Raw genomic sequence first — 23,364 nt, 5'->3', positions numbered from 1 at the left:
TCAGAGCCCGAAACGCGCGTACTCGGCACGCTCCTCGATCCCGGCCAGCGCGTCCTGGGCAACCTGCATGCCGAACCGGCTCCAGAACGGCTTCTTCAGGCCGTAGCGGCGGAAGCGGACCTTCTCGCCATAGCGCTGTTGCATCTTCGGCTTCAGGTGTCCGATACCGTCGATCAGCCCCAGCTCTTCAGCACGCCGCGCCAGCCAGATTTCGCCAGTGAACAGGTTCTCATCCGTTTTCAGCTTGGTGCCGCGGCGTTCGGTGACATGGTCGATGAAATTGGCGTGGATGTCGTTCAGGATCACCTTGAGACGCTGCACGTCTTCGGGGTTTTCCGGCCGGAACGGATCCAGCATGGATTTGCTTTCGCCAGCGGTATAGACGCGGCGCTCCACGCCCTGGCGAGCCAGCAGCACATGGGCACCAAAACCGGCAGAGATCACTCCGACCGAGCCGAGCACCGAGCTGGCATCGGCCCAGATCTCATCCGCAGCAGCCGCCAGCCAGTAGCCGCCGGAGGCCGCGACATCCTCGACAAAGGCATAGACCGGGATGTCCAGCTCTTCCGCCAGGCGGCGGATGCGGGCACCGATCAGCGAGCTTTGCACCGGCGAGCCGCCGGGGGAATTGATCTCCAGCGCGACGGCGGCGGGCTTGCCCTTGCGGAAGGCACGCTCCAGGATCGGGGCCAGAGCGGCGTCGCTGAGCGATCCGCGGCCGGGCATTCCGATGGCACCATTCAGGCGCAATACCGCCACCAGCGGCTGTCTTTTCAGGAAAGGCAGGCGAAATCTCATGGCGCCGATGTAGAGGGCCGCCCGGGGTGAAACAAGGTGCGCTGCCCGGGGATTTACGGTGAAACGCAAAAACCGCACTTCCGCGGGCATAAATGCAACGCTGGTTTACATCGGGTTAACACCGCCAGCAGTACTCCCGCCCGTCAGGTCAGCAGCTTGCAGCTGCAGCCTTCCCGTTGGGCCGGGCGCCGCGCTGGCGCGGCGCTTGACACCAGCCACGAGCGCAACACCGGGCACGCGCAGCCTGCCGGGCCCAACCGGGAGGGGCGCCCTCCGGGCGTCCTGAGCGGGCGGGAGCCCTCCCCTGCTGCGCTGCGCGCCGGATCAGGCCCGGATGCGCCAGCCGGTTTTGAAGATCCACCAGATCACCGCCATACAGGCGAGGGTAAATCCGCCAATGGCACAGAGGCTCAGCAGCACCGGCACATCGGCCTGGCCGAAGAACGCCCAGCGGAAGCCCGACACCAGATAGACCACCGGGTTGAACAGGGTGATGGTCTGCCACACCGGCGGCAGCATCGAAATCGAGTAGAACGAGCCGCCCAGGAACACGAGCGGCGTCACCACCAAGAGCGGCACCAGCTGGAGCTGCTCGAAATTCCCCGCCCAGATGCCGATGATGAATCCCATCAGCGAGAAACTGAGGCAGGTCAGAACCAGAAACGCTACCATCGCAACCGGGTGCTGGACCGAGAGGTCCACGAACAGCGAGGCGGTACACAGGATCACCACACCGATGAACAGCGACTTGGTGGCCGCCGCCCCGACGAAGCCCGCGACAACTTCCAGGAAGTTGATGGGCGCTGACAGGATTTCATAGATGTTGCCGATGAATTTCGGGAAATAGATCCCGAAGGAGGCGTTGGAGATGCTCTGGGTGATCACTGACAGCATCACCAGCCCCGGCACGATGAAGGCGCCGTATTCGACCCCGTCGACCTCCTGGATCCGGCTGCCGATGGCGCTGCCGAACACCACGAAATACAGCGAGGTGGACAGCACCGGCGAGATGAAGCTTTGCAAAAAAGTGCGCCAGAACCGCGCCATTTCGGCCTTGTAGATGGTGGCAACCGCGGTCCAGTTCATGATGCGCCTCCCGATGCTGAGGCCTTAGCCGCCGGCCCGCCGGAGACAAGGCCGACAAAGATATCTTCCAGGCTGGACTCACGCGTCTGCACATCCGCCAGCACCAGCCCGGCCTGGGCCACATCGTTCAAAAGCGTTGTGATCCCGGTCCGTTCCGCCCGCGTGTCATAGGTGTAAAGCAGCCCGCCGCCGCCGTTGACCAGCTGCAGATTGTGCTGCGACAGCGCCTCGGGGATTTCCCTGACCGGATCGGTCAGCTGCACTTCCAGTTGCTTCTGCCCCATCCGGGCCATCAGCCGGTCTTTCTCCTCGACCAGCAGCAGCTCACCGCCAGTGATGACGCCGATCCGGTCGGCAATCGCCTCGGCCTCTTCGATGTAGTGCGTTGTAAGGATGATGGTGACCCCGTCCGCCTTCAGCTCGCGGACGATCTCCCACATATCCTTGCGCAGTTCCACGTCGACACCCGCTGTGGGTTCGTCCAGAAACAGGATGCGCGGCTCATGCGCCAGCGCCTTGGCAATCAGCACCCGCCGCTTCATGCCGCCCGAAAGATCCATGATACGGCTGTCCCGCTTCTCCCACAGCGACAGCTTTCCCAAGGTTTGCTCGACTAGGTCCGGATCGGCCGCCTTGCCGAACAGACCGCGGGAGAAAGTGACCGTGTCCAGCACCTTGGTAAAGGGCTCCAGGGTGATCTCCTGCGGCACCAGCCCGATCAGCGCCCGTGCCGCACGGAACTGGGAGACATTGTCGAAACCGCCCACGCTGACGCGGCCTGAGGATGCGGTGGTGATGCCGCAAACAGTTGAAATCAAGGTCGTCTTCCCGGCGCCATTGGGGCCGAGCAGAGCCAGGATCTCGCCCTCCTCAATATCGAGCGAGACGCCTTTCAGCGCCTCGAAACCGCCGTCGTAAACTTTGCGCAGATCGCGGATGGACAGAATGGCCGGCATGGTGCCTCCGGGATGGTCTCAAATCCCGGCCACCCTAGCGGCGGCGTGCCGCATCTGCCAGCCCTGTGGCGCAGATTGGGCCGCAGATTGGCCTGTGCGCCTGTGCAGAGAGCGGCTGTTTTCAGCCGCGGCCCGTCACCCTGCTGAGCCAGCCTTTCTTCTCGCCCTCGTCCGGTGCATCGCCGCCCTCGCCCGTTTCTTCCGGCGCCAGATGCGCCTGCAGGTTGGCAAAAAACTGGTCCGCCATCTTCTTGGCAAAACCGTCGATGATGCGGCTGCCCAGCTGCGCCAGCTTGCCGCCGACTTTGGCTTCAACGTCATAGGACAACAGCGTTCCGGTCTCCGAAGGCGCCAGAGTTACTGTAGCACCGCCCTTGGCAAAGCCTGCCGCCCCGCCCTTGCCTTCGCCGCTGATGGTCAGCTTCTCGTTCTCCACCATATCCGACAGGGTGACCTGCCCCTTGAAGGTGGCTTTAACCGGGCCGACCTTCTGAGTGACGGCGGCCTCGAAACCCTCTTCCGGCGTGCCTTTCACCTCCTGTGCGCCAGGCACGCAGGCCTGCAGCACTTCAGGGGTCAGCAGCGCCGCATAGACGGTTGCCGGATCGGCGGCGATTTCCTTCTGGTCACTCATCTGCATAGGCTGGGCCTCCCTGATACGGCTTTGCTGTTGCCTTCAGACCTAGCCGTCCAGCCTCCGCCTGCCAAGCCACAAAGGCCGCAGGCCAGGCGCGGCAGCGCCGGAGCCCTTCGCCCGTCGGCGCTGCCGTACCTCAACATGAGGAATTTTCTCTTGATATCAAGATTTATAATATATATCTCGCCATCAAGATAAAAAAGGAGCACCCCAATGAAGATCATCATTTTCGGCGCCACCGGCGATGTGGGCAGCGCAGCAGTCAAAGCCGCAACACACCGCGGCCACCAAGTCACTGCCGTGTCCCGGAACCCATCGGCCCTCACGGCAACCAGCCCTCTGGTCACTCCGCTTCCGCTGGATCTGCTGGCGAACCCAAAAGCCGCGACCGGCGCCGCAGAGGGTCACGATCTCGTCATTAGCGCCCTGCGGCCGCCCGCCGGCCGTGAGTCCGACCTGATACCCCTGACCCGCGCCGCGGTGCAGGCGGCACGGAACGCGAGCATTCCCGTCCTGGTCACTGGCGGTGCCGCGCTGCTGAAGCTGGCGGATGACAGCGGCCACACGGTACTGAGCGCGCCGGGTTTCCTGCCGGAGAGCTCACGCCTTATTGCGGAGGCCTGCGCGGAGCAGGACGCGCTGCTGGAAGCGGAAACCGGAACGGAATGGACCTGCCTGCGCCCACCTGCACTGCTGACAGAGGGGCCGCAAACCGGCCAGTACATTTTTGGCACCGACACGCTGCTGACCGACGATGCGGGTGTCTCTCAGATCTCCTTTGCCGATTTCGGCGCGGCATTGCTGGACCTGGCCGAAAACCCGCGCGGCGGCCTCCAGAGACTGACAGTGGCCTGGGGCACTCCCGCCCCCGCCCTGGCGGCCGGCTGACGCCGGGCCTTGGGCGGCGTCAGCCGGCCGCCAGGGCGGGGGCGGGCAGCGCGCTCTGCGCGCTGCGATTGCGCTGGAACGCCTTCGCGCAGAAACAATCCGCCTTCCTGGGAGGGCCTGAAAGAAAACCCGGCTCCAGAGAGGCACCGCGCCGTGCATCAGCACGGCGCCGGGCCCAAGGCGTTGCCTTGCATCCGCGATGCATGGCAGAGGCGCGGGAGCCCCCCCCCCTTGGCTCCGGTCAGCGGTTGCGTCTGGGGAGTTCCTCGTTTGCGGTCCAGTCGAAAGTGCCCTGATCCCGCTCCTGCACCGCCTGCTTCCAGCCAGCCTCTTCCGCCCGCGCCTTGAAATTCAGCCCCTCCGGCGAGTGCCGGGTGATACCGTCAAAGATCGTTGCCAGCCGCTGGGTCTGCATCAGCCCGGTCTGCTCGATCGCCTGATTGATCACCAGCTTCTGCATCGCCAGCTGATTCACGGGCACCGTGGCCATCCGCGCCGCCATTTCCTCAACCGCATCGTCCAGCTGTTCCGCAGGCACCGCTTTCAGCACCAGCCCCATTTCCGCCGCCTCTTTGCCGCTGATCCGGTCGCCGGTGAACAGCATCCGCTTGGCCCGCTCCGCGCCCAGCCGGTAGACCCACATCGCCGTCGTCGGACAGCCCCAAACGCGCGCGGGCATGTAGCCGATCTCCGCATCTTCGGCCATGATCGTGAGATCCGCACACAGGGCAATGTCCGACCCGCCCGCCACCGCAAAGCCGTGCACCTTGCAGATCACCGGCTTGGCCGCCCGCCACAGGGACATGAAGGACTGGGTGTTCTCCCACATGAAGCGGTAGTCTTTGATGGGGTCCCAGGGCATCGGCTGGGTCACCTCGCCGCTGCCGTTCCCTTCGGCGTAATAAGTTAGGTCATAGCCCGCGCAGAACCCTCTGCCCGCGCCGGACAGCACCATCACATGCACCTGCGGGTCCGCATCCGCCTGCGCCACCGCCGCGGCCAGCTCCCGCGGCAACTCGTCATTGATGGCATTCATCACCTCGGGCCGGTTCAGCGTGATCCGCGCGATCCGGCCGTCTTTCTCATACAGGACTGTCTGCATGGGTTTCCTCCTCTGCTGCGCAAAGGAGACCACAGGCCGCACGCCCCGCATAGCCGGGCCGACGCAGCGTTAGTCGGCCAGGCGGCTGCCTGTCAGTATGGCAACCCGACGTAATTCTCCGCCAGCGACGCCTGCGCCGCATCCGAGGAGAACAGGTAGTCCAGATCCGCCCGCTGCAGCCGCAGATCCGTTTCGCTGCCCTCCGGCGCCCGGTGCAGCAGATTGGTCATCCACCAGCTGAACCGCTCCGCCTTCCAGACCCGCGCCAGCGCTTTTTCCGAATAGGCATCAAGCCCCGCGCTTTCGCCTTTCAGATAGTGATCCAGGAATCCATGATAGAGGTAATGGATATCCGACGCCGCCAGGTTCAGCCCCTTGGCACCGGTGGGCGGCACGATATGGGCGGCGTCGCCTGCCAGGAACAGGTTGCCATAGCGCATCGGCTCCGCCACGAAGCTGCGCAACGGGGCGATGGACTTCTCGATCGACGGGCCGGTCTGCAGGCCGGCCGCGACCGCGTCCGGCAAACGGCGCTTCAGCTCTTGCCAGAACGCCGCATCACTCCAATCCTCCACCCGGTCCGTCAGCGGCACCTGGATGTAATACCGGCTCAGCACCCGGCTGCGCAGCGAGCACAGGGCAAAGCCGCGCTCATGCCGCGCATAGATCAGCTCCTCCGCCACCGGCGGCGTTTCCGACAGAACCCCAAGCCAGCCAAAGGGATAGACCTTCTCATATTCTTTCAGCACATCCGCCGGGATCGACTTGCGGCTGACCCCGTGAAAGCCATCGGCGCCGACGATGAAGTCGCACTCGGCCCGCTGCGCCTCTCCGCCCTGCTCCCAAGTCACGTGAGGACGGGTCTCAGTCAGCGCTTGGGGCTGCACATTCTGCGCTTCATGGATCACCTCCCCGCCCATGGCATCGCGCGCTTCATAGAGGTCACGTGTCACTTCGGTCTGGCCATAAACCATCACCGTCTCGCCGCCGGTGTGCTTGGCCAGATCAATCCGGTCCAGCTGCCCCTGATGGGCAATATGGAAGCCCTCGTGGATCTCGCCCTCGCGGTCCATGCGCTCGCCGCAGCCCGCTTCGCGCATCAGATTGACGAAACCATGCTCCAGCACGCCTGCCCGGATCCGGCCCAGCACGTGCGCCCGCGTGTGCTTCTCCAGCACGATCGAGCTGATCCCCTTGCGGTGCAAAAGCTGCGACAGCAGCAGCCCCGAAGGGCCGCCGCCGATGATGACAACCTGCGTCTGATGCGTGGACATGCGCGTTCCCCTGATCGTTTCATGCATTCGTGCGAGGGGAATTATGCGCTTGCCACCGGCTTTTGAGAATGGACCAAGCGCGCCATTTCTTGTATATTTCGCACATGCAAACAGCCCTCCGCATCGACAGCTACAACCTGTTTGGCGAAACCGCTGAATTGGCAGATGTGCTGCATATCGAGACAATCCGCACCAGATCTGAGCTGCATGACTGGGAGTTGCGGCCGCATCGGCACGCGAGACTGCAACAGCTGCTGGTGCTGATCAGCGGGGAGGGAGAGGCTGATCTTGACGGAAACAAACATGGGCTGGCTCCGCCCTGCCTGATCAATGTGCCCCGCGGCGTGGTGCATGGGTTCCGGTTTGGCAGCGGTACCGGCGGCTGGGTTACCACTCTGACCTCCGATCTGCTGGACCAGAACCTGACACCCGGCGAAGGGGTGCGGGCGCTGCTGGATCTGCCTACTGTGCTGCCGCTGCCGGACGGCCTTCAGGACCTGGCAGAGCAGCTTTTCAGCGAATATGGCCGCCGGGACTTCGGCCGGGCGCAGATGCTGCGCGGGCTGGCGCTTTCGCTCACCGCAGCGGCTGCGCGTGCCATCGCCGCCAGCCATGACGCTTCTGCGCAAGCGCAGCACAGCACGCTGTTCTCCCGGTTCGAGGCGCTGGTTGAGCGCGACTTTCGCCTGCGCCGCCCGCTGGCGGAATACGCGGATGAGCTGGCGGTGTCACCGACCCATCTGAACCGGATCGCGCATCAGGCCACCGGCCAGCCGGCCTCGGCGCTGGTCAGCGCCCGGGTGCTGCGGGAGGCGCGGCGGCTGCTGATCTATACCAACCTGACCGCGGCGCAGATCGCCTATGAACTGGGCTTCAACGATCCTGCGCACTTCAGCCGGATGTTTGCCAGGGGCACCGGAATGCCGCCACGGAAATTCCGCCAGCAGCTTGCCGGAAGCGGCTGAGCCGGAGCAGACTGGCGCTTGCAGGCCATCGCAAAAGGAGCGCAAAATGCTGCACGGGATCCGCATTCTGGAGGTCGAAGGCCTGGGGCCTGGCCCCTTTGCCGCGATGACACTGGCCGACCTCGGGGCGGAGGTGATCTGCGTGCACCGCCCGTACACCCCCCGTACACCGGGCCGTACGCCGGGGATGCCGGAAAGCTCGCTTTTGGACCGCGGCAAGCGGTCGATCACGCTGGACCTGAAGGACCCAGCCGATGCCGGGACGTTCCTGAAACTTGCCAAAAACGCACATGGCCTGATCGAGGGCTTCCGCCCCGGTGTGATGGAGCGTCTGGGGCTGGGTCCCGAAGACTGCCACGCGGTGAACCCAGGCCTGGTCTATGGCCGGATGACCGGCTGGGGCCAGGACAGCCCGCTGGCCCATGCGGCCGGGCATGACCTCAATTACATCTCGCTGTCGGGCGCACTGTGGTACGCCTCCGTCCCCGGCGACGTGCCGCTCACGCCCGCCACGCTGGTCGGAGATATCGGCGGCGGCGCGATGTATCTGGTGGCGGGAATGCTGGCGGGCATTCTCAAGGCGCAGTCCAGCGGCGAAGGCTGCGTGGTTGATGCCGCGATCTATGACGGCTCAGCCCATATGATGAACCTCTTGATGAGCATCCGCCAGGCCGGGAACTTTGGCGTCACACGTGGAGCAAACCTGCTCGACGGACCGCATTGGAGCCGCACCTATGCCTGCGCGGACGGCGGCCATGTCTCGGTGCAATGCCTGGAACCCAAGTTCTATGCGCTGTTTCTGGAGAAGCTGGGGCTGACGGAGGACGCGGAGTTTCAGCAGCAGTTCGACACAACCAAATGGCCCGCGCTGACCGGCCGCCTCGCTGGGATCTTTGCCAGCCAGCCGCGCGACCACTGGGCGGCACTGTTCGAGGGGAGCGATGCCTGCGTCGCCCCGGTGCTGAACCCGGAGGACGCCAAGGCGCATGGGATGAACGTCCGCGGCACCTGGGTTGAAGACCAGGGCGTGCTGCAAGCCGCCCCTGCCCCGCGGTTTTCCACCCAGCCTGAGTGGGCGCCGCCGGAGATCCCCCGGCGCGGCCAGCACACGGAGGACATCCTGGCAGAACTGAACCAGACGTAGGGTCAGCCCTCTTTCTTGGCCCTTTCGGCAGCGGCCTTCATCCGCTTGAGCAGCTCGGCCTTGTCCGCCTGCTTGCCAAACGGGTTTTTCTTGGTGCCCTTGGCATTGTGTTCCGAATGACGGGGTTTGTTGCTGCCCATGCGGGCGCCGCCCATTCTGCTGTAGTCCATCGTGAGACCTCTGGATGTATCCGAAGATGCGGCTATTGCCGCATCTTCATGGATAACACAAGATCAGCCGTTGCGGACCGTATCAATCATCAGCTGCACATTGTCCGGGTTTGCGTCCGGGGTGATGCCGTGGCCCAGGTTGAAGATATGCGGGCCATTCTTGAAGGCCTCGACGATGCGGCGGGTCTCATCGACCAGTTCCTGCCCGCCGGTCACCATGTGGCGGGAGGCCAGGTTGCCCTGAACGCAGCCGTCCACCTGCACATTGGCGGCAGCCCAGACCGGATCAACCGAGTTGTCCAGCGCCACGCAGTCCACTCCGGTCGCCTTGGCAAAGCCGACGTAATTCTCGCCCGCCTCGCGCGGGAAGCCGATGACGGGGATGCCCGGGTGGCGTTCCTTCAGCGCCTGGGTGATCTGGCGGCAGGGCTCCAGCGCGTATTTCTGGAACGCCTCGCCCTTCAGCGAGCCGGCCCAGCTGTCGAAAATCTTGACGACTTCGGCGCCGGCCTCGATCTGCTTGGAGAGGTAATCGATGGTCGCCTCGGTGATCCGCGCCAGCAGCGCCTCGAACAGGGCGGTGTTTTCTTCGCGAAGGGCGTGCGCAGGCCCCTGGTCCGGGGTGCCACGGCCTGCGATCATATAGGTGGCCACGGTCCAGGGCGCGCCGGCAAAGCCGATCAGCGTGGTCTCAGGCGGCAGTTCGCGCGACAGGATGCGAACGGTTTCATAGATCGGGTTCAGCGTTTCGTGGATATCGGACGCCGGACCCAGCTTGGCAAAATCCGCTTCGGTGGTGATGGTGGAGAGCCGCGGGCCCTCGCCGGTCACGAACCACAGGTCGGCCCCCAGCGCCTGCGGCACCAGCAGGATATCGGCAAACAGGATCGCGGCATCAAAGCCGTAGCGGCGGATCGGCTGCAGGGTCACCTCGGCGGCCAGGTCGGAATTGTAGCAGAGCGACAGGAAATCCCCGGCCTCGGCCCGGGTGGCGCGGTATTCCGGCAGATAGCGGCCCGCCTGGCGCATCATCCAGATCGGCGGCACATCCTGTTTTTCACCCGCCAATGCGCGCAGCAGCTTCTTTTGTCCGGCCATGGTCATCCTCACTATCATTCGCCCCTTGAGGTCACGCCTGCGAGGGCGAATGTCAAGAGCAGGGGCGATCTGCCGCGCCCCGGGCAAACGCGCCTTGTCCTATGTCAAAGTCCGCGCGCGGCCCCCGTGGGAGATGCGCAAAAACCGGTTTCCACCGGGGCGCAAACTGATTTATGGCTTCTTTCATGACACTGACCCTGCCCTCCCCCGCTTCGCCCCTGAAGATCGGCACCCGCGGATCGCCGCTGGCGCTGGCCCAGGCCTATGAGACCCGCAGCCGTCTGGCTGCCGCTTTCGATCTTCCGCAGGAGGCGTTCGAGATCGTGGTGATCAAGACCACCGGCGACAATCAGGCGCTGATTGCGGCGGACAAGCCGCTGAAAGAGCTGGGCGGCAAGGGGCTGTTCACCAAGGAGATCGAAGAGGACCTGCTGTCGGGCGCCATCGACATCGCGGTGCATTCGATGAAGGACATGCCGGTTGCCCAGCCGGAGGGGCTGCTGCTGGGCACCTATCTGCCTCGGGAAGATGTGCGCGATGCCTTTATCTCGCCATCGCTGACATCGCTGCATGATCTGGCCGAGGGCGCGGTGGTCGGCACCTCCTCGCTGCGCCGCCGGGCGCAGCTGCTCAACCGCCGCCCGGACCTGAAGGTGGTGGAGTTCCGCGGCAATGTGCAGACCCGGCTGCGCAAGCTGTCCGAGGGCGTGGCGGAGTGCACATTCCTGGCGATGGCAGGGCTGAACCGGCTGGCCATGGACGATGTGCCCGCGACTGCGATTGAGACCAGCGACATGCTGCCCGCGGTGGCTCAGGGCGCGATCGGCATCGAGCGGCGCGCTGATGACAACCGCGCAGCGGAGATGCTGGCGGCGATCCATGACGGTGAAACCGGCCAGCGGCTGGCGGCGGAACGGACGTTCCTGGCGGCGCTCGACGGCTCCTGCGAGACGCCGATTGCCGGCCTGGCGGAGCTCGCCGGCACTACCCTGCGCCTGCGCGGCGAGGTGCTGCGGCCGGATGGCTCGGAATCAATCAGTGATGATCAGACCTGCCCCATTGAAGACGGTGCGGAGCTGGGCCGTGAAATGGCGGCGAAGCTCTTGGAGAAGGCCGGCAAGGGGTTCTTTGACTGGAGGGCTTGAGCGAGGCTTTGCCTCGCGCTCCGGGATATTTGGGGCCAGATGAATGAAGGATCCGGTCTTCATCTGGCTGAAAATATCCTGGGGGTGAGCGCCGGTGGCGCGAGGGGGCAAAGCGCCCTTTCAGACTCCGCTAGATCTGCCCGGACCACCTGAGCCAGCTTTCCGGGCTGCCGCGGAAGGTGTTCAGATCCACGTCGCCCGCGACGCCAGGAACCTGGCCGGTGCCGGAATACTGCCAGAAGCTCCAGCTTTTGCCCGGGTAGACCTTCTGCGGATGGCCCGCGACGGAACGCAGCCAGAACTCGGTGCCGCTGAGCCGCCCGATGCCGGTGTCGCGGTAGAAATCCACCGTGGTGTAGACCACCGGGCGCTTGCCGTAGTGGCGCTCCAGCATGTTCAGGAACTTGCGTGCTTCGGCCCGCACCGTGGCGCCGTCAGGCCGCGTACGGCAGGTGCGGGAGCGGTGGTTCCACTCCATGTCCAGCACTGGCGGCAGCGCATTTGTGTCCTTTGGCACGTTGCGGATGAACCAGCGCGCCTGCTCCGCCGCTGGGCGGCAGAAATAATAATAGTGATAGGCGCCGCGTTTCATACCCGCTGCGCGCGCCCCGCGCCAGTTGTCGCGGAACTTGGCATCGGTATGGTCGCCACCCTCGGTTGCCTTGATATAGGCAAAGGACACGCCGGAGCGGCGCACCTTGTGCCAGTCGATATCGCCCTGGTAGCGGGAGACGTCGATGCCGTGGACCGGGTAGGACCAGGGCTTGCGGCCTTCCCAGTCGTGCGGGTCGCGGTCGCCGAAGCGGGGATAGGTGGAGAGGCCCGCCAGCCGCGCATTGGCGGGTTCGGTGCGGGTGACCTGCGGACTGTTTGCTTCCCTGTCCGGCGGCCTGCCGCAGCCTGCTGCCAGTGCCAATGCCAATGCCCCAAGAACCAGTCTGCGCATGTGATGTGCTCCCTGCCTCGACTTGTAAAAACTGCTGTTATCTTTGCCTGCTCGGTCTCACTCTAGCGCAGGCAGGCGCAAAGTCGCGCGCCGGGACAGGCTGTCAGCAGAAATCCGCCAAAGAAAAACGCGCCGCTTTGGGGGCGGCGCGCTGGCAGTGTCAAAGGCTGGGCGGGGTCAGACCCATTTGGCCAGGGGCGGCAGGCTCATCAGCACCGCGTTGGCGTCATGGCCGGTTTCCAGCCCGAACTTGGTGCCGCGGTCATAGACCAGGTTGTATTCGGCATAGAGGCCGCGGTGGATCAGCTGGGCGTCCTTGTCGGCCTCTGAGTATTCCTGCACCCGGCGCTTTTCGACCAGCGGCACGAAGGCCGGCAGGAAGGCGCGGCCGATGTCCTGGGTCAGGGCGAAATCCGCCGCCCAATCGCCCGAGTTCTGGTCGTCCATGAAGATGCCGCCGACGCCGCGGGCGCGCTTGCGGTGGCGGATATAGAAGTATTCATCCGCCCAGGCCTTGAGCCGCGGGTACTGGTCTGCCCCGTGCGGGTCCAGGTGCTGCTTTTGCGTCGCGTGGAAATGCGCGGTGTCCTCATCGTATTCGATGCAGGGGTTGAGGTCCGAGCCGCCGCCGAACCACCAGGCGTGCGGGGTCCAGAACATGCGGGTGTTCATGTGCACGGCCGGCACATGCGGGTTGCGCATATGGGCGACCAGCGAGATGCCCGAGGCCCAGAAGCGCGGATCGTCCTTCATCCCCGGGATGCCCTTGCGCGCCGCCATTGCTGCCTGCGCGCGCTCGCCCAGGGTGCCATAGACCTCGGAGATGTTCACGCCGACCTTCTCGAACACCCGGCCGCCGCGCATCACGCTCATCAGCCCGCCGCCCGCGTCGGAGCCGTCGTCCGAGGTGCGCTTGGTCTCCGTCACCTCGAACCGGCCCGGCTCCATGCCGGAGAAAGGGCCTTCGCTGTGGCTGTCTTCCAGCGCCTCAAACGCAGCAACGATCTGGTCGCGCAATTCCCGGAACCAGGCAGCGGCCCGGGCTTTTTCTTCTTTCATCTCAGCTGTCATGCGAAGTCTTTCCCTTAGTGTGCCGGCGGATCAGTGGACCGGCGCCGCCACCGGATCCAGCAGCGTGCGGCCGCCGTCCAGCGTCAGCACCTGGCCGGTCATGAAGCTGGAGGCGTCGGAGGCGAGGTACTGCGCCGTCTCGGTCAGTTCGGTGGGGGAGGCGATGCGGCCCAGCGGCGTGTGCGCCTCGATATCCTGGCGGTAGCTGCGGTTGTCCTTGAGCGTGGTCTGCATCGACGCGCTCATCACCGAGCCGAAGGCAATCGAGTTCACCCGGATCCGGTGCGGCGCCAGCGCCACCGACAAGGAACGGGTCGCCTGGTCCAGCGCCGCGGAGGCGATCGAATAGGCCATCAGGTCGGGGTGGGTCCGGCGCGCAGCGATGGAGGAGAGGTTGATGATGCTGCCGAGCGGGCCGTCATCATCCTCGTTTTCCTCGCCCTGCTTGATCATCCGCTTGGCGACCTGCTGCGACAGGCGGATGGTGGGCAGCAGGCTTTGGGTCATCAGCTGGTCCAGGGTTTCGTCCGCCGGGTCCAGCGGGTCGGTGGCGACCATCTGGCGGGCGCCGTTCACCAGGATGTCCACCCCGTCAAAGGCGTCGATGGTGGCCGACAGCAGGTTGGCGATGGTCAGCCGCTCGCGCAGATCGCCGGCGAAATAGCGAATGTTGCTTTCGTCCGCCTGCTCACCCAGCTCCGCCACCAGCTGCGCTTCTTGCGTGTCGGCGAACATCACATTGGCGCCGGCATCGGCGAACTGCTTGCCGATGGCCAGGCCGATACCGCTGGAGGCACCGGTCACAATCGCGGTCTTGCCGGAGATGGAAAAGGACATTTGGGCACTCCCTAAGGCATTTCGGGCCGCACGTTAGACCGCGCCTGCCGGTTTGGAAACCGGCATTCACCGCGGCGCGCGGTTACTTGCGCCCGCGTTTCGGCCTGGCGGCGTGCAGGATCTTGAAGCGGTTGTCGCCGCCCTCCTCGCGCACCTGGGCAAAGCGTTCTGCCAGCGCGGTCTCATACGGCAGGTGCCGGTTGGCCACCATCCACAGGCTGCCATTGGGTGCCAGCATCGCGGCGGCCGCGCCGATGAAGGCCTGACCCAGCGACGGCTCCGCCGCGCGGCCGGTGTGGAACGGCGGGTTCATCACCACGGTGTTTACCACGCCTGGCGCCTTCCAGGTCCGCGCATCGGCCCAGTGGAACTGCGTCCGCGGATCCGCGGCATTGAGACGGGCACAGGCCAGCGCGGCATGGTCTGCCTCCACCAGGTGCAGTTCTTCGACGCCCTCATGCTTCAACACATGCGCCGAGAGATACCCCCAGCCCGCGCCCAGGTCGGCCACGCAGCGGCCCAGCTTCTGCGGCAGCGCTGCCGCCAGCATGCGGGAGGCCGGGTCGATGCCATCCGCCGAGAAGACGCCGGGAGCGGTGATGAAGCCCTCAACCTGCTGCGGGCCTTCGGGCAGCCAGTCGGACAGATCTGTGCCGCCGTCGATCCAGAACACCTTGCCGTGCGCCTTGGAGACCGGCGCCGAAGGCTCGCAGCGCTTGCGCAGATCCTTCAGGACCGAATCGATGCCCTCGGTCTTGGCGCCGTCGATCAGCACCTGGCCCTTGGTGGCAGCGGCGGCCTGCGCCACCAGCATCCGCGCCAGTGCCTTGGCCCGCGGCAGGAAGACCACGGCGGCAGCGTATTCGGCCCCGGCCTCCGGCACCGGAACGCAATCATAGCCCTGCCCGGCGAAATGATCGTGGTCGGGGCGGAACGGCTGCACGATCAGCAGCTGCGCCTTGGGCAGCGCCGACAGGTCATGTTCTGCGCGCGGGTGGAAGACGGCGATGCGGCCTTCGGACGGCACAGCAAAGCCGCCCGATTGGGCGGCCAGGGACAAGCGTACGGACATCTAAGGGCCTCTTTATTCTTCTTTTTCCATGGTGCACTGCAGCGGGTGCTGGTGGCGGCGGGCGAAATCCATCACCTGGCCCACCTTGGTCTCGGCAACCTCGTGGCTGAACACGCCAACCACGGCCACGCCTTTTTTGTGCACCGTCAGCATGATCTCAAACGCCTGCGCGTGGGTCATGCCAAAGAACCGTTCCAGAACCATCACGACGAATTCCATCGGCGTGTAATCGTCATTCAGCAGCAGAACCTTGTAGCGCGGCGGGCGTTTGGTCTTGGGGCGCGTCTTGGTCAGGACACCAGCTTCGGTATCGTCGTCTGAATGATCCGTCATCATTATGGGCTGCAGCGGCATAAGCAATTTGATCCAGTGATGCATGGAATTTCCTGTGACGCTTATATAGCCTCTATCCTGTTCAGGAAAAGAGACTGAGACCCGCAGATTGACACGTAATTTGACAACAATCGGCTTTGATGCCGACGATACCCTTTGGCACAACGAACGGTTCTTCCGCGTCACCCAGGAAAGATTCGCCGAATTGCTGATGGATCACACCCCGGATGACATCGGCCCGGAGCAGCTGGAACGGCGGCTGCTGGACGCAGAGAAGCGCAACCTGGGACGCTATGGCTACGGGGTGAAGGGCTTTACCCTGTCAATGATCGAAACCGCAATTGACGTCACCGAGGAGCGGGTGCCGGGCGCCGTAATCAAGGAGCTGATCACCGCAGGCCAAATGATGCTGTCCTACCCGATCGAGCTGCTGCCCCATGCGCGCGAGGCGGTGGAGGCCGTGGCCGGGCGCTATAAGGTGGTGCTGATCACCAAGGGCGACCTGTTGGACCAGGAGCGCAAGCTGGCGCAATCCGGCCTGGGCGAGCTGTTCGACGGGGTTGAGGTGGTCTCGGAAAAGACGCCTGAGGTCTATCTGGACATCTTCGCCCGCCACGGCGACGGTGCTGCGCGCGCGATGATGGTCGGCAACTCGATGCGCTCGGACGTGGTGCCGGTGATCGAGGCCGGCGGCTGGGGCACCTATGTGCCGCACGGGCTTGTCTGGGAGGTGGAGCACGCCGACGCCCCGGACCACAGCCCGCGTTATACTGAGATTGAGGACCTCGGCGGGCTGGCGGATCTGGTCGAGGGCCTCGGCTGACCGCCCTGCCCGTGCGGGTGCTGGACGTCCCCGCCCAGGGCCGCTATCCCTTTGCCAATACGCAAGGGAGACACCGGGACATGCCGCACGCCGAGCTGAAATACTCCAGCGATCTGGAGATCGACGCACCGTCTATCCTCGCCGCGATCGAGGCCGTTATTCTGGAGCACGACAGCGGTGCCGGTGCCTGCAAGGGCCGGGCCTACCCCGCGGATCAGCACCACCACACCCATATCGCGATCAGCGTCGCGCTGCTGAGCAAGCCGCACCGGGGCGAGTCGTTTTCCAGAGCGCTGCTGGCGGATCTAGAGGCCCGTATCAAGGAGCAGCTGCACCAGCCCTGCGAGTTCTCGCTTGGCCTCAGCTATTCCACCCCCTTCTATGTGACCAATTTTCACGCTGGATAGGGGCTCAGGAGCCATTCCCGCCCGCCTTATGACCTGTTCCGGGACGTTTTTTAACTATGTGATTGCAAGTTTTTTTAGTAACCTTTTGTTAGGACATGCTGCATCTAGCGGCCCTGCAAACGAAGCCCACTAAATGCCGGCAGTGCTTAACAGCTGCTCCCGACTTGCCCGTTTCGCTGCTGTTTATTCCTCATAAACCCTGTGTTACGCTTTTGCTTACAGGCAGAAACGTCAGCCGGAAAACCGGCGGCATGAGGCAAACATGGCAGTGATCACGCAGGTCAATCCGGCGCCTGGCCGGTATTTCCGCACCCGAATCCTTTGGGCAGCGGCGGGTTTTCTTCTGGCAATTCTGGCGCTGGGACTGGCGCCGCAGCGGGCAGAGGCCGCGCCCTATGCGGCAATGGTGATTGACGCCCGGACCGGCGAGGTGCTGCATTCGCGCAATGCCGACACCCGGCTGCACCCGGCCTCGCTGACCAAGATGATGACGCTCTACATCGCGTTTGAGGCGGTACGGAACGGTGAAATCACCCTGGACACCAAGGTGAAGATTTCCCGCAACGCCGCTGCAGAACCGCCCTCGAAACTCGGGCTGAGGTCCGGCCAGCGGATTGCCTTCCGCTATCTGATCCGCGCCGCGGCGGTGAAATCCGCCAATGACGCGGCCACCGCCATCGGCGAGACGCTGTCGGGCTCCGAGGCCGCCTTTACCCGCCGGATGAACCGCACCGCCAAGGCGCTGGGGATGACCCGCACCACCTTTAAGAACGCGCATGGCCTGACCGCCAGCGGGCATCTGTCGACCGCCAGCGACATGACCACGCTGGGGCGGCATCTGCTGTATGACTACCCGGAGTATTACAACCTGTTCTCGCGCCGCTCGACCCATGCGGGCATCCGCGAGGTCCCCAATACCAACCGCCGTCTGCTGGCCGCCTACCGCGGCGCGGACGGGATTAAAACCGGCTATACCCGGGCGGCAGGCTTCAACCTCGTGGCTTCGGCCAAGCGCGGCAACGAGCGGATCATCGCCACCGTGTTCGGCGGCAAGTCCACCACCTCGCGCAATGCCAAGGTTGCGGAGCTCTTGGACCTCGGCTTCCGCCGGGCCCCCTCGCGCGCGGCGCTGCGCAAGCCGCAGCGGCCCGCCTATCAGGGGGCTGGCAATGTGGTGGTGGCCGATGCCAATGACGGCCCCTCGCACGGGGTTGCCGGCAAGACCATCCGGGTGAGCGGCCAGGTGGAGGCCAGCCTGCGTCCGAAACTGCGGCCGGGCGCCAGCCAGTCGCCGGTGCTGGTGGCAGCCCTTGAAGAAGCGCTGCAGACGCCGCCGGCGGAAGACCTGGCGGCGGCGGAGACGGAGGCCGCCGGGGAGCAGATCGAGAATGTGCAGACCGTCAGCGCGGAAGGCGCCTTGCAGCGGGATGCCGTACGCGACAGCATTGCCGTTGCGCTGGCCGAAGCGAAGGCAGAACCAGCGCCCCTGGACACCCCTGCGGCCGCCACGGTCATCGCAGCTGTGCAGCAGGTGCCCTTTACCGGCCTTCGGCCCGTTGCCCGCCCGGTGAGCCTGGCGTTGGCAGAGGCCTCTCCGGAGCCGGAACCGGTTGTGGTGACCCGCCTGTCCACGTCGGGCGGGCGTTACTGGGGTATCAATGTTGGCCTGTACACCAGCCGCTACCAGGCTGAGAAGGTGCTGCTGCGAACCGCTCTTTCGGAGCTGGAAACGCTGGACGGGTCCTTGCGCAAGGTGGCCAAGACCCGCCGCGGGTTTGAGGCGAATTTCCTCGGCATGAGCCAGGAGCAGGCGGAACTGGCCTGCCGCCGCCTGAACGCCCGCAACGTGACCTGCAACCCGATCGGCCCGTCGTAACCAGCTCAACCTGAGACCAGCAGCAAAGAGGCGCCCTTGCGGCGCCTTTTTTCATGTCTTGCATCCAGCATCAGCCGGCGGCTCCCGCCCGTCGTCAGGCTTTTCTGGCGAAAACCCCTCCTCCCGTTGGGCGTGGCACCGCACATGGCGCGGTGCCACGCCCAGCGCCGCCAAGGGGCGCTGGCCTCAGCCAGGGCACCTGCAGGGGCGGGAGTTTTTGGGGGAATAGCCGATCAGGGCTTGGGCTTGTCGTCCCACTCGTCGCTGAGAATGCGGCGGGCGTCGCCTTCGGGGTCATCGTACTGGTTGCTGCGCACCGTGTAGATGAAAGCCGCCAGACCCACCGCGCCGAGGATCAGGGAAATCGGGATCAGGTAGGTGAGGACGCTCATGGGGTCGGTTCCGTGATTGCAGGCCCGCCCTCAACGCAGCCGGAGCGCGTTGAGGGAGACGGTAATGGAAGAGGTAGACATCGCCAGCGCCGCAATCAAGGGCGTGGCCAGCCCGGCCACCGCCAGCGGCACCGCGATCACGTTATAGAGCGTGGCAATTCGGAAGTTCTCGCGGATCCGGCGGGTGGCCTTCTGCGCCACGCCGCAGGCCTCGGCTATGGGCTCAAGGTCCTGGCCCAAGAGCACGATGTCGGAGGCCACCCGCGCCGCATCCAGCGCCGAGGCCGGGGAGACCGACACATGCGCCGCCGCCAGGGCTGCGGTGTCGTTGAGGCCGTCACCGACCATCAGCACCTTCTTGCCCCGATCCGACAGAATCTGCACCCGGGCGGATTTATCGGCAGGCAGTGCCTCGGCCACCCATTTGGTGATGCCCAGACGCCGGGCCAGATCCTCGACCGCGCCGGTGGTGTCGCCGGAGATCAGCAGCACGTCTTTGCCCGCCTCCTTCAGCGCCTGCACAGCCTCCGCCGCGCCGGGGCGCAAGGCATCGGTGAACAGGAAGGCTTTGGCCGCCTCTGCCCCGCTGTCGAGCCAGGCCACGGTCTGGCTGCCCTGCTCCGCGCCGACCCAGGCCGCCCTGCCGAGCCGGACACGGCTGCCGCGGTACAAGCCTTCGGCGCCGTAGCCCGGGACCTCGGTGATCTCCTGCACTGCGGCCGGTTTGACCCCGGCCTCCCGCGCGGCGCGAGACAGAGCCACCGACAGGGGGTGCGAGGAGCCTTCGGCCAGCGCAAGGGCAATTTCCAGATCGGCGCGGGCATGATCGCCCAGGTTGGTGACTTCCGGCGTGCCTGCGGTCAGCGTGCCGGTCTTGTCGAACACAACGGTGTCCACCTCCGCCAGCCGCTCCAGCGCGGTGGCGTGCTTGATCAGCATGCCCTTCTTGAACAGCCGGCCCGAGGCGGCGGTGGTTACTGCCGGAACCGCAAGGCCCAGCGCGCAGGGGCAGGTGATGATCAGCACCGCGGCGGCGATGTTCAGCGCCGTGCGGATGTCGAAGGTGTAGAGATACCAGCCAGCAAAGGCGAGCGCCGACAGGATGTGGACCCCCGGTGCATAGAGCTTGGCCGCGCTGTCCGCGAGCGAGGTGTAGCGGGAGCGGCCCGATTCCGCGATGGCGACCAAATCGGTCATTCGGTGCAGCGAGGTGTCTTCGCCCACCGCGGTCGCGCGGATGGTCAGCGGGCCTGTGAGGTTGACTTCACCGGCGGAGACCGCCAAGCCCGGTGCGGCAAAGACCGGCAGCGTCTCGCCCGTCAGCAGCGAGCGGTCCAGTTCCGACTGACCCGCAACGATTTCGCCATCCACCGGCATCCGCCCGCCCGGGCGCACCAGGATCAGGTCGCCGATGGCGAGATCGGCCACCGGCACCTCGTATTCATCCCCATCCAGCAGCCGGATCGCTCGTGGCACCTCCAGCGCCGCCAACTCCTCAGCCGCGGAACGGGCCACGGCGCGGGTGCGGTAGTCCAGGTAGCGGCCTGCCAGCAGGAAAAAGGTCAGGGTCAGGGCGGCATCGAAATAGGCGTGCTCGCCGGACAGGAAAGTCTCCCACAGCGACGTCACCAGCGCCAGCACCAGCGCCAGCACGATCGGCACGTCCATGTTGAGCCGCCTGACCCGCAACGCGCTCCAGGCATTGGCAAAGAACGGCTGGGCGGAGAAGATGATCGCCGGGAAGGTGATCGCGGCGGAAATCCAGTGGAACATGTCCCGGGTCGCGTCCGAGGCGCCGGACCAGACCGACACCGACAGCAGCATGACGTTCATCGAGGCAAAGCCCGCTACCGCCAGCCGCATCAGCAGGTCGCGGCCCGCCTTGTCGCTCTGCGTGGCTGCCAGCGCCGCCAGGTCAAGCTCATGCGCCTCGTAGCCGATGCTTTCCAGCACCGGGATCAATTCAGCTGCGCGGATTTCGGGGTCAGCTTCGATCAGGGCGCGCTTGAGGGTCAGGTTCACCCGCGCCGAATGGATGCCGGGATGGGCATTCAGCGCCCGCTCCACCGCTGAGATGCAGGCCTGGCAATGGATACCTGGCAGCGACAGCGCCAGCCGCGCCTCGGTTGGGGCCTGCTCTGCACTGTCATGCGGGGCGGCAACGCAGGCCGGACAGGCTGCAAGCGAGGGACGGAGCTGGGCGGTCATGGCGGTCAGCCTTTCACATGCAGGATCACACGCTGGGTGAACTCGGTGCCGTTCTTGGCCCGGGCCACCATGCGGATGTTCCAGTTGCCCGGACCCAGATCGGCCGGCGCCACATAGGCCTGGCCGTCAAAGGTGAATTCCGGCTGCTGGTCGTCCTTCACATGGGTTGCCCGGCCTAGGGTGGCGCTCAGCTTGGCCACCTCCACGGGGTTGCCATCGGCATCGGTGATCTCCAACTTGACCTGATCGCCCGCAGAGGACGCATAGACCGACCAGCCCAGCGCCTCCTGCGCACTTCGGCGCTGATCGAACTCCTGGCTGGCGACATAGGAGTTCTTCACCTCCAGCCCCGGAAAGGTTTTCACCGCGTTCACGGCCAGGGCGATATTCACCCCGATGATCACCGTAAAGGCGCCGCCGAACAGCATCAATGCGTGCTTGCCGGTAAATTCCCGCTCGCGCTTGGCCATGGCTCAATTCCCCTTGCCGTTAAAGCTGGTGTCCTTGTGGGCGCGTTCCCCGTTTATCAGATCCTCGACCCAGATGCGAACCGGGCTGGTGTCTGTCTGCGCGGGAACGGAACCCTTGGGAGCGACGATGTAGACCCGTTGCAGCAGCGCGGTGTCGGCCGGCACATTCACCGAATGATAGACCGTGCCTTCCAGCTGCAAACGCATCGCCGGATCGCCCTTGATCGAGAGTTTGAACACACGGTCTTCGCCATGCTTGTTGCGCAGGCGCACGTCATAGGTGTTGCGGATCGAGCCGTCGGACAGCGTCACATAGGTCGGGTTGCGTTCCGGCGCCACCGTCAGCTCGATGTCGGAGCGGATGAACAGCGCAAACAGCAGCCCCAAGCCCACCAGCGACCACATGGTGGTGTACATAATGGTGCGCGGCCGCAGGATGTGCTTCCAGATGTTCTTGGGCGGTTTACCCTCACGCTCCTGCGCCTCATCCGACAGCGCCATATAGTCGATCAGGCCCCGCGGCTTGCCGATCTTGGCCATCACGTCGTCGCAGGCGTCGATGCACAGCGCGCAGGTAATGCATTCCATCTGCTGGCCGTCGCGGATGTCGATCCCCATCGGGCAGACGTTCACACAGGCCATGCAGTCGATGCAGTCACCGGGCCCTGCGGCTTCGGCTGTACCGGTCGCGGCAGTGGGGTCGGCTTCCGGAGAGAGGCCCGGGTAAGGCGTGCCGGCATAAGCCGCCTGGCCGGGACCCGCCGCCTGAGCTGCCTGTTCGGCCGCCTCTGCTTCGGCCTTGCTGCGGCGGCGGACGTTGCCCTTGCCGCGCGGCTCGCCCCGCCATTCGCGGTAGCCGACGGTCAGCGTATCCTCATCCATCATCGCCGCCTGGATGCGCGGCCAGGGGCAGGCATAGATGCAGATCTGTTCGCGCGCGAAGCCGCCGAACAGGAAGGTGGTCGCGGTCAGCACCAGCATGGTGGTGTAGGCAATGGGATGCGCGTTCAGCGTCACCAGGTCATAGGCAAGCGTCGGCGCATCAGCGAAATAGAACACCCAGGCGCCGCCGGTGGCCAGCCCGATCAGGAACCAGGCCACCCATTTGGTCGCCCGCAGGCGGGCCTTGCGGAAATCCATTTTCTTTTGCCGGTGCAGGCGCAGGCGGGCGTTCCGGTCGCCCTCGATCCATCGTTCCACCAGGATGAACAGGTCGGTCCAGACGGTCTGCGGGCAGGCATAGCCGCACCAGACCCGGCCCAGGGCAGAGGTGAACAGAAACAGCCCCAGCCCCGCCATGATCAGGAGCCCTGCAACGAAGTAGAATTCGTGCGGCCAGATCTCGATCCAGAAGAAATAGAACCGGCGGTTCGCCAGATCCAGCAGCACCGCCTGATCCGGCAGCGACGGCCCGCGGTCCCAGCGGATCCAAGGGGTCAGATAGTAAATCCCCAGCGTCACCGCCATGATGTACCATTTCAGGTTCCGGAAGGGTCCGGAGACGCGCCGGGGGAAAATCGGTTCCCTGGCGGCGTACAGGCTCGGGGCTGGGTTGGAATCGCTCACGGACTCTCTCCGTCTTGTGGCTGTCTGGCGCCCTTGTCACAGATGCAAAGTGCCGGAACTTTGACGTGGATCAAAAAGCGTATCACACAATCATGTTTTC

24 protein-coding genes are annotated in these 23,364 nt (G+C 65.1%); 7 read left to right on the top strand and 17 right to left on the bottom strand.

Going from position 1 to position 23,364, the window contains the following annotated elements; translation table 11 throughout:
• From AC5STI_RS17680 to AC5STI_RS17665, 4 genes are all read right to left on the bottom strand, one after another.
• Complete coding sequence (locus tag AC5STI_RS17680; RefSeq protein WP_495447585.1) at positions 1 to 798, bottom strand: S49 family peptidase; 798 nt, start codon at positions 796 to 798, stop codon at positions 1 to 3.
• A 324-nt stretch (positions 799 to 1,122) separates the two neighbouring features.
• Positions 1,123 to 1,884 (bottom strand): ABC transporter permease, encoded by a 762-nt coding sequence (locus AC5STI_RS17675; RefSeq protein WP_475050025.1) that lies wholly within the window; start codon positions 1,882 to 1,884, stop codon positions 1,123 to 1,125.
• Positions 1,881 to 2,840 (bottom strand): ABC transporter ATP-binding protein, encoded by a 960-nt coding sequence (locus tag AC5STI_RS17670; protein ID WP_495447584.1) that lies wholly within the window; start codon positions 2,838 to 2,840, stop codon positions 1,881 to 1,883. Before AC5STI_RS17670 ends, AC5STI_RS17675 begins: the two co-directional genes overlap by 4 nt.
• Positions 2,841 to 2,961: 121 nt before the next feature.
• Positions 2,962 to 3,480 carry an SRPBCC family protein gene (locus AC5STI_RS17665; RefSeq protein WP_495447583.1) on the bottom strand — a complete coding sequence of 173 codons (519 nt, stop codon included), beginning with the start codon at positions 3,478 to 3,480 and terminating at the stop codon, positions 2,962 to 2,964.
• Positions 3,481 to 3,690: 210 nt separating this feature from the next.
• Between AC5STI_RS17665 and AC5STI_RS17660 the strand changes: the two genes are divergently transcribed.
• A complete protein-coding gene (locus tag AC5STI_RS17660) occupies positions 3,691 to 4,365 on the top strand; it encodes an NAD(P)-dependent oxidoreductase (RefSeq protein WP_495447582.1) in 675 nt (224 codons plus the stop codon).
• A 241-nt stretch (positions 4,366 to 4,606) separates the two neighbouring features.
• Here AC5STI_RS17660 and AC5STI_RS17655 read toward each other — a convergent pair whose 3' ends face one another.
• Together AC5STI_RS17655 and pobA are read right to left on the bottom strand one after the other, a co-directional pair.
• On the bottom strand, positions 4,607 to 5,518 hold the full coding sequence (locus AC5STI_RS17655) for a crotonase/enoyl-CoA hydratase family protein (protein ID WP_495447581.1): 912 nt from the start codon (positions 5,516 to 5,518) through the stop codon (positions 4,607 to 4,609).
• A 41-nt stretch (positions 5,519 to 5,559) separates the two neighbouring features.
• On the bottom strand, positions 5,560 to 6,741 hold the full coding sequence (gene pobA, locus AC5STI_RS17650; protein ID WP_495447580.1) for a 4-hydroxybenzoate 3-monooxygenase: 1,182 nt from the start codon (positions 6,739 to 6,741) through the stop codon (positions 5,560 to 5,562).
• A 104-nt stretch (positions 6,742 to 6,845) separates the two neighbouring features.
• Here pobA and AC5STI_RS17645 point away from each other — a divergent pair, with 104 nt between their 5' ends.
• Both AC5STI_RS17645 and AC5STI_RS17640 read left to right on the top strand, forming a co-directional pair.
• Entirely contained in the window at positions 6,846 to 7,706 is an 861-nt protein-coding gene (locus AC5STI_RS17645) for a helix-turn-helix domain-containing protein (protein WP_495447579.1), read from the top strand.
• A 46-nt stretch (positions 7,707 to 7,752) separates the two neighbouring features.
• Positions 7,753 to 8,850, top strand: a complete 1,098-nt coding sequence (locus tag AC5STI_RS17640) for a CaiB/BaiF CoA transferase family protein (RefSeq protein ID WP_495447578.1) — start codon at positions 7,753 to 7,755, stop codon at positions 8,848 to 8,850.
• A gap of 2 nt (positions 8,851 to 8,852) precedes the next feature.
• On the opposite strand, the gene AC5STI_RS17635 is transcribed toward AC5STI_RS17640, so the two are convergent.
• Complete coding sequence (locus AC5STI_RS17635; protein WP_495447577.1) at positions 8,853 to 9,020, bottom strand: hypothetical protein; 168 nt, start codon at positions 9,018 to 9,020, stop codon at positions 8,853 to 8,855.
• Between the two features lie 63 nt (positions 9,021 to 9,083).
• Positions 9,084 to 10,118 carry a uroporphyrinogen decarboxylase gene (gene hemE / locus AC5STI_RS17630; protein WP_495447576.1) on the bottom strand — a complete coding sequence of 345 codons (1,035 nt, stop codon included), beginning with the start codon at positions 10,116 to 10,118 and terminating at the stop codon, positions 9,084 to 9,086.
• Between the two features lie 185 nt (positions 10,119 to 10,303).
• Between hemE and hemC the strand changes: the two genes are divergently transcribed.
• Positions 10,304 to 11,263: a hydroxymethylbilane synthase gene (gene hemC, locus AC5STI_RS17625; protein WP_495447575.1), complete on the top strand. Its 960-nt coding sequence runs from the start codon at positions 10,304 to 10,306 to the stop codon at positions 11,261 to 11,263.
• 130 nt (positions 11,264 to 11,393) lie between these two features.
• Here hemC and AC5STI_RS17620 read toward each other — a convergent pair whose 3' ends face one another.
• The 5 genes from AC5STI_RS17620 to clpS form a co-directional block, all read right to left on the bottom strand.
• Positions 11,394 to 12,209, bottom strand: coding sequence for a glycoside hydrolase family 25 protein (locus tag AC5STI_RS17620; RefSeq protein WP_495447574.1), 816 nt, complete (start codon positions 12,207 to 12,209; stop codon positions 11,394 to 11,396).
• Positions 12,210 to 12,386: 177 nt separating this feature from the next.
• The gene (gene hemF, locus AC5STI_RS17615; RefSeq protein WP_495447573.1) at positions 12,387 to 13,280 is read right to left on the bottom strand and encodes an oxygen-dependent coproporphyrinogen oxidase; all 894 of its coding nucleotides are present in this window, start codon (positions 13,278 to 13,280) and stop codon (positions 12,387 to 12,389) included.
• A 30-nt stretch (positions 13,281 to 13,310) separates the two neighbouring features.
• Positions 13,311 to 14,117 (bottom strand): SDR family NAD(P)-dependent oxidoreductase, encoded by an 807-nt coding sequence (locus tag AC5STI_RS17610; protein ID WP_475049996.1) that lies wholly within the window; start codon positions 14,115 to 14,117, stop codon positions 13,311 to 13,313.
• An 82-nt stretch (positions 14,118 to 14,199) separates the two neighbouring features.
• Positions 14,200 to 15,189: a class I SAM-dependent methyltransferase gene (locus AC5STI_RS17605; protein ID WP_495447572.1), complete on the bottom strand. Its 990-nt coding sequence runs from the start codon at positions 15,187 to 15,189 to the stop codon at positions 14,200 to 14,202.
• Between the two features lie 12 nt (positions 15,190 to 15,201).
• Positions 15,202 to 15,525 (bottom strand): ATP-dependent Clp protease adapter ClpS, encoded by a 324-nt coding sequence (gene clpS / locus AC5STI_RS17600; protein ID WP_261398630.1) that lies wholly within the window; start codon positions 15,523 to 15,525, stop codon positions 15,202 to 15,204.
• Positions 15,526 to 15,631: 106 nt separating this feature from the next.
• Between clpS and AC5STI_RS17595 the strand changes: the two genes are divergently transcribed.
• From AC5STI_RS17595 to AC5STI_RS17585, 3 genes are all read left to right on the top strand, one after another.
• On the top strand, positions 15,632 to 16,345 hold the full coding sequence (locus AC5STI_RS17595; RefSeq protein ID WP_495447571.1) for an HAD family hydrolase: 714 nt from the start codon (positions 15,632 to 15,634) through the stop codon (positions 16,343 to 16,345).
• 80 nt (positions 16,346 to 16,425) lie between these two features.
• Positions 16,426 to 16,752 carry a hypothetical protein gene (locus AC5STI_RS17590; protein WP_495447570.1) on the top strand — a complete coding sequence of 109 codons (327 nt, stop codon included), beginning with the start codon at positions 16,426 to 16,428 and terminating at the stop codon, positions 16,750 to 16,752.
• A gap of 262 nt (positions 16,753 to 17,014) precedes the next feature.
• Complete coding sequence (locus AC5STI_RS17585) at positions 17,015 to 18,628, top strand: D-alanyl-D-alanine carboxypeptidase family protein (RefSeq protein ID WP_495447569.1); 1,614 nt, start codon at positions 17,015 to 17,017, stop codon at positions 18,626 to 18,628.
• A 233-nt stretch (positions 18,629 to 18,861) separates the two neighbouring features.
• On the opposite strand, the gene ccoS is transcribed toward AC5STI_RS17585, so the two are convergent.
• From ccoS to ccoG, 4 genes are read right to left on the bottom strand one after another with little or no spacing between them, the layout of a single operon-like run.
• Positions 18,862 to 19,020, bottom strand: a complete 159-nt coding sequence (gene ccoS, locus AC5STI_RS17580; protein WP_027235212.1) for a cbb3-type cytochrome oxidase assembly protein CcoS — start codon at positions 19,018 to 19,020, stop codon at positions 18,862 to 18,864.
• Positions 19,021 to 19,050: 30 nt separating this feature from the next.
• A complete protein-coding gene (locus AC5STI_RS17575; protein ID WP_495447568.1) occupies positions 19,051 to 21,228 on the bottom strand; it encodes a heavy metal translocating P-type ATPase in 2,178 nt (725 codons plus the stop codon).
• A gap of 5 nt (positions 21,229 to 21,233) precedes the next feature.
• On the bottom strand, positions 21,234 to 21,698 hold the full coding sequence (locus tag AC5STI_RS17570; RefSeq protein ID WP_495447567.1) for a FixH family protein: 465 nt from the start codon (positions 21,696 to 21,698) through the stop codon (positions 21,234 to 21,236).
• A gap of 3 nt (positions 21,699 to 21,701) precedes the next feature.
• Positions 21,702 to 23,264 carry a cytochrome c oxidase accessory protein CcoG gene (ccoG, locus tag AC5STI_RS17565; RefSeq protein ID WP_495447566.1) on the bottom strand — a complete coding sequence of 521 codons (1,563 nt, stop codon included), beginning with the start codon at positions 23,262 to 23,264 and terminating at the stop codon, positions 21,702 to 21,704.
• Positions 23,265 to 23,364: the final 100 nt, after the last annotated feature.

Source organism: Leisingera sp. CC-HEC096 (assembly GCF_059429235.1).
The sequence above is the reverse complement of the archived record's forward strand: the minus strand, read 5'-3'. Positions and strand labels throughout refer to the sequence as shown.

Bases quoted from the DNA above. Each gene is read 5' to 3' on its own strand.
- AC5STI_RS17680 (WP_495447585.1), bottom strand. From the start codon at position 798: ATGAGATTTCGCCTGCCTTTCCTGAAAAGACAGCCGCTGGTGGCGGTA.
- AC5STI_RS17675 (WP_475050025.1), bottom strand. From the start codon at position 1,884: ATGAACTGGACCGCGGTTGCCACCATCTACAAGGCCGAAATGGCGCGG.
- AC5STI_RS17670 (WP_495447584.1), bottom strand. From the start codon at position 2,840: ATGCCGGCCATTCTGTCCATCCGCGATCTGCGCAAAGTTTACGACGGC.
- AC5STI_RS17665 (WP_495447583.1), bottom strand. From the start codon at position 3,480: ATGCAGATGAGTGACCAGAAGGAAATCGCCGCCGATCCGGCAACCGTC.
- AC5STI_RS17660 (WP_495447582.1), top strand. From the start codon at position 3,691: ATGAAGATCATCATTTTCGGCGCCACCGGCGATGTGGGCAGCGCAGCA.
- AC5STI_RS17655 (WP_495447581.1), bottom strand. From the start codon at position 5,518: ATGCGGGGCGTGCGGCCTGTGGTCTCCTTTGCGCAGCAGAGGAGGAAA.
- pobA (WP_495447580.1), bottom strand. From the start codon at position 6,741: ATGTCCACGCATCAGACGCAGGTTGTCATCATCGGCGGCGGCCCTTCG.
- AC5STI_RS17645 (WP_495447579.1), top strand. From the start codon at position 6,846: ATGCAAACAGCCCTCCGCATCGACAGCTACAACCTGTTTGGCGAAACC.
- AC5STI_RS17640 (WP_495447578.1), top strand. From the start codon at position 7,753: ATGCTGCACGGGATCCGCATTCTGGAGGTCGAAGGCCTGGGGCCTGGC.
- AC5STI_RS17635 (WP_495447577.1), bottom strand. From the start codon at position 9,020: ATGGACTACAGCAGAATGGGCGGCGCCCGCATGGGCAGCAACAAACCC.
- hemE (WP_495447576.1), bottom strand. From the start codon at position 10,118: ATGGCCGGACAAAAGAAGCTGCTGCGCGCATTGGCGGGTGAAAAACAG.
- hemC (WP_495447575.1), top strand. From the start codon at position 10,304: ATGACACTGACCCTGCCCTCCCCCGCTTCGCCCCTGAAGATCGGCACC.
- AC5STI_RS17620 (WP_495447574.1), bottom strand. From the start codon at position 12,209: ATGCGCAGACTGGTTCTTGGGGCATTGGCATTGGCACTGGCAGCAGGC.
- hemF (WP_495447573.1), bottom strand. From the start codon at position 13,280: ATGACAGCTGAGATGAAAGAAGAAAAAGCCCGGGCCGCTGCCTGGTTC.
- AC5STI_RS17610 (WP_475049996.1), bottom strand. From the start codon at position 14,117: ATGTCCTTTTCCATCTCCGGCAAGACCGCGATTGTGACCGGTGCCTCC.
- AC5STI_RS17605 (WP_495447572.1), bottom strand. From the start codon at position 15,189: ATGTCCGTACGCTTGTCCCTGGCCGCCCAATCGGGCGGCTTTGCTGTG.
- clpS (WP_261398630.1), bottom strand. From the start codon at position 15,525: ATGATGACGGATCATTCAGACGACGATACCGAAGCTGGTGTCCTGACC.
- AC5STI_RS17590 (WP_495447570.1), top strand. From the start codon at position 16,426: ATGCCGCACGCCGAGCTGAAATACTCCAGCGATCTGGAGATCGACGCA.
- AC5STI_RS17585 (WP_495447569.1), top strand. From the start codon at position 17,015: ATGGCAGTGATCACGCAGGTCAATCCGGCGCCTGGCCGGTATTTCCGC.
- ccoS (WP_027235212.1), bottom strand. From the start codon at position 19,020: ATGAGCGTCCTCACCTACCTGATCCCGATTTCCCTGATCCTCGGCGCG.
- AC5STI_RS17575 (WP_495447568.1), bottom strand. From the start codon at position 21,228: ATGACCGCCCAGCTCCGTCCCTCGCTTGCAGCCTGTCCGGCCTGCGTT.
- AC5STI_RS17570 (WP_495447567.1), bottom strand. From the start codon at position 21,698: ATGGCCAAGCGCGAGCGGGAATTTACCGGCAAGCACGCATTGATGCTG.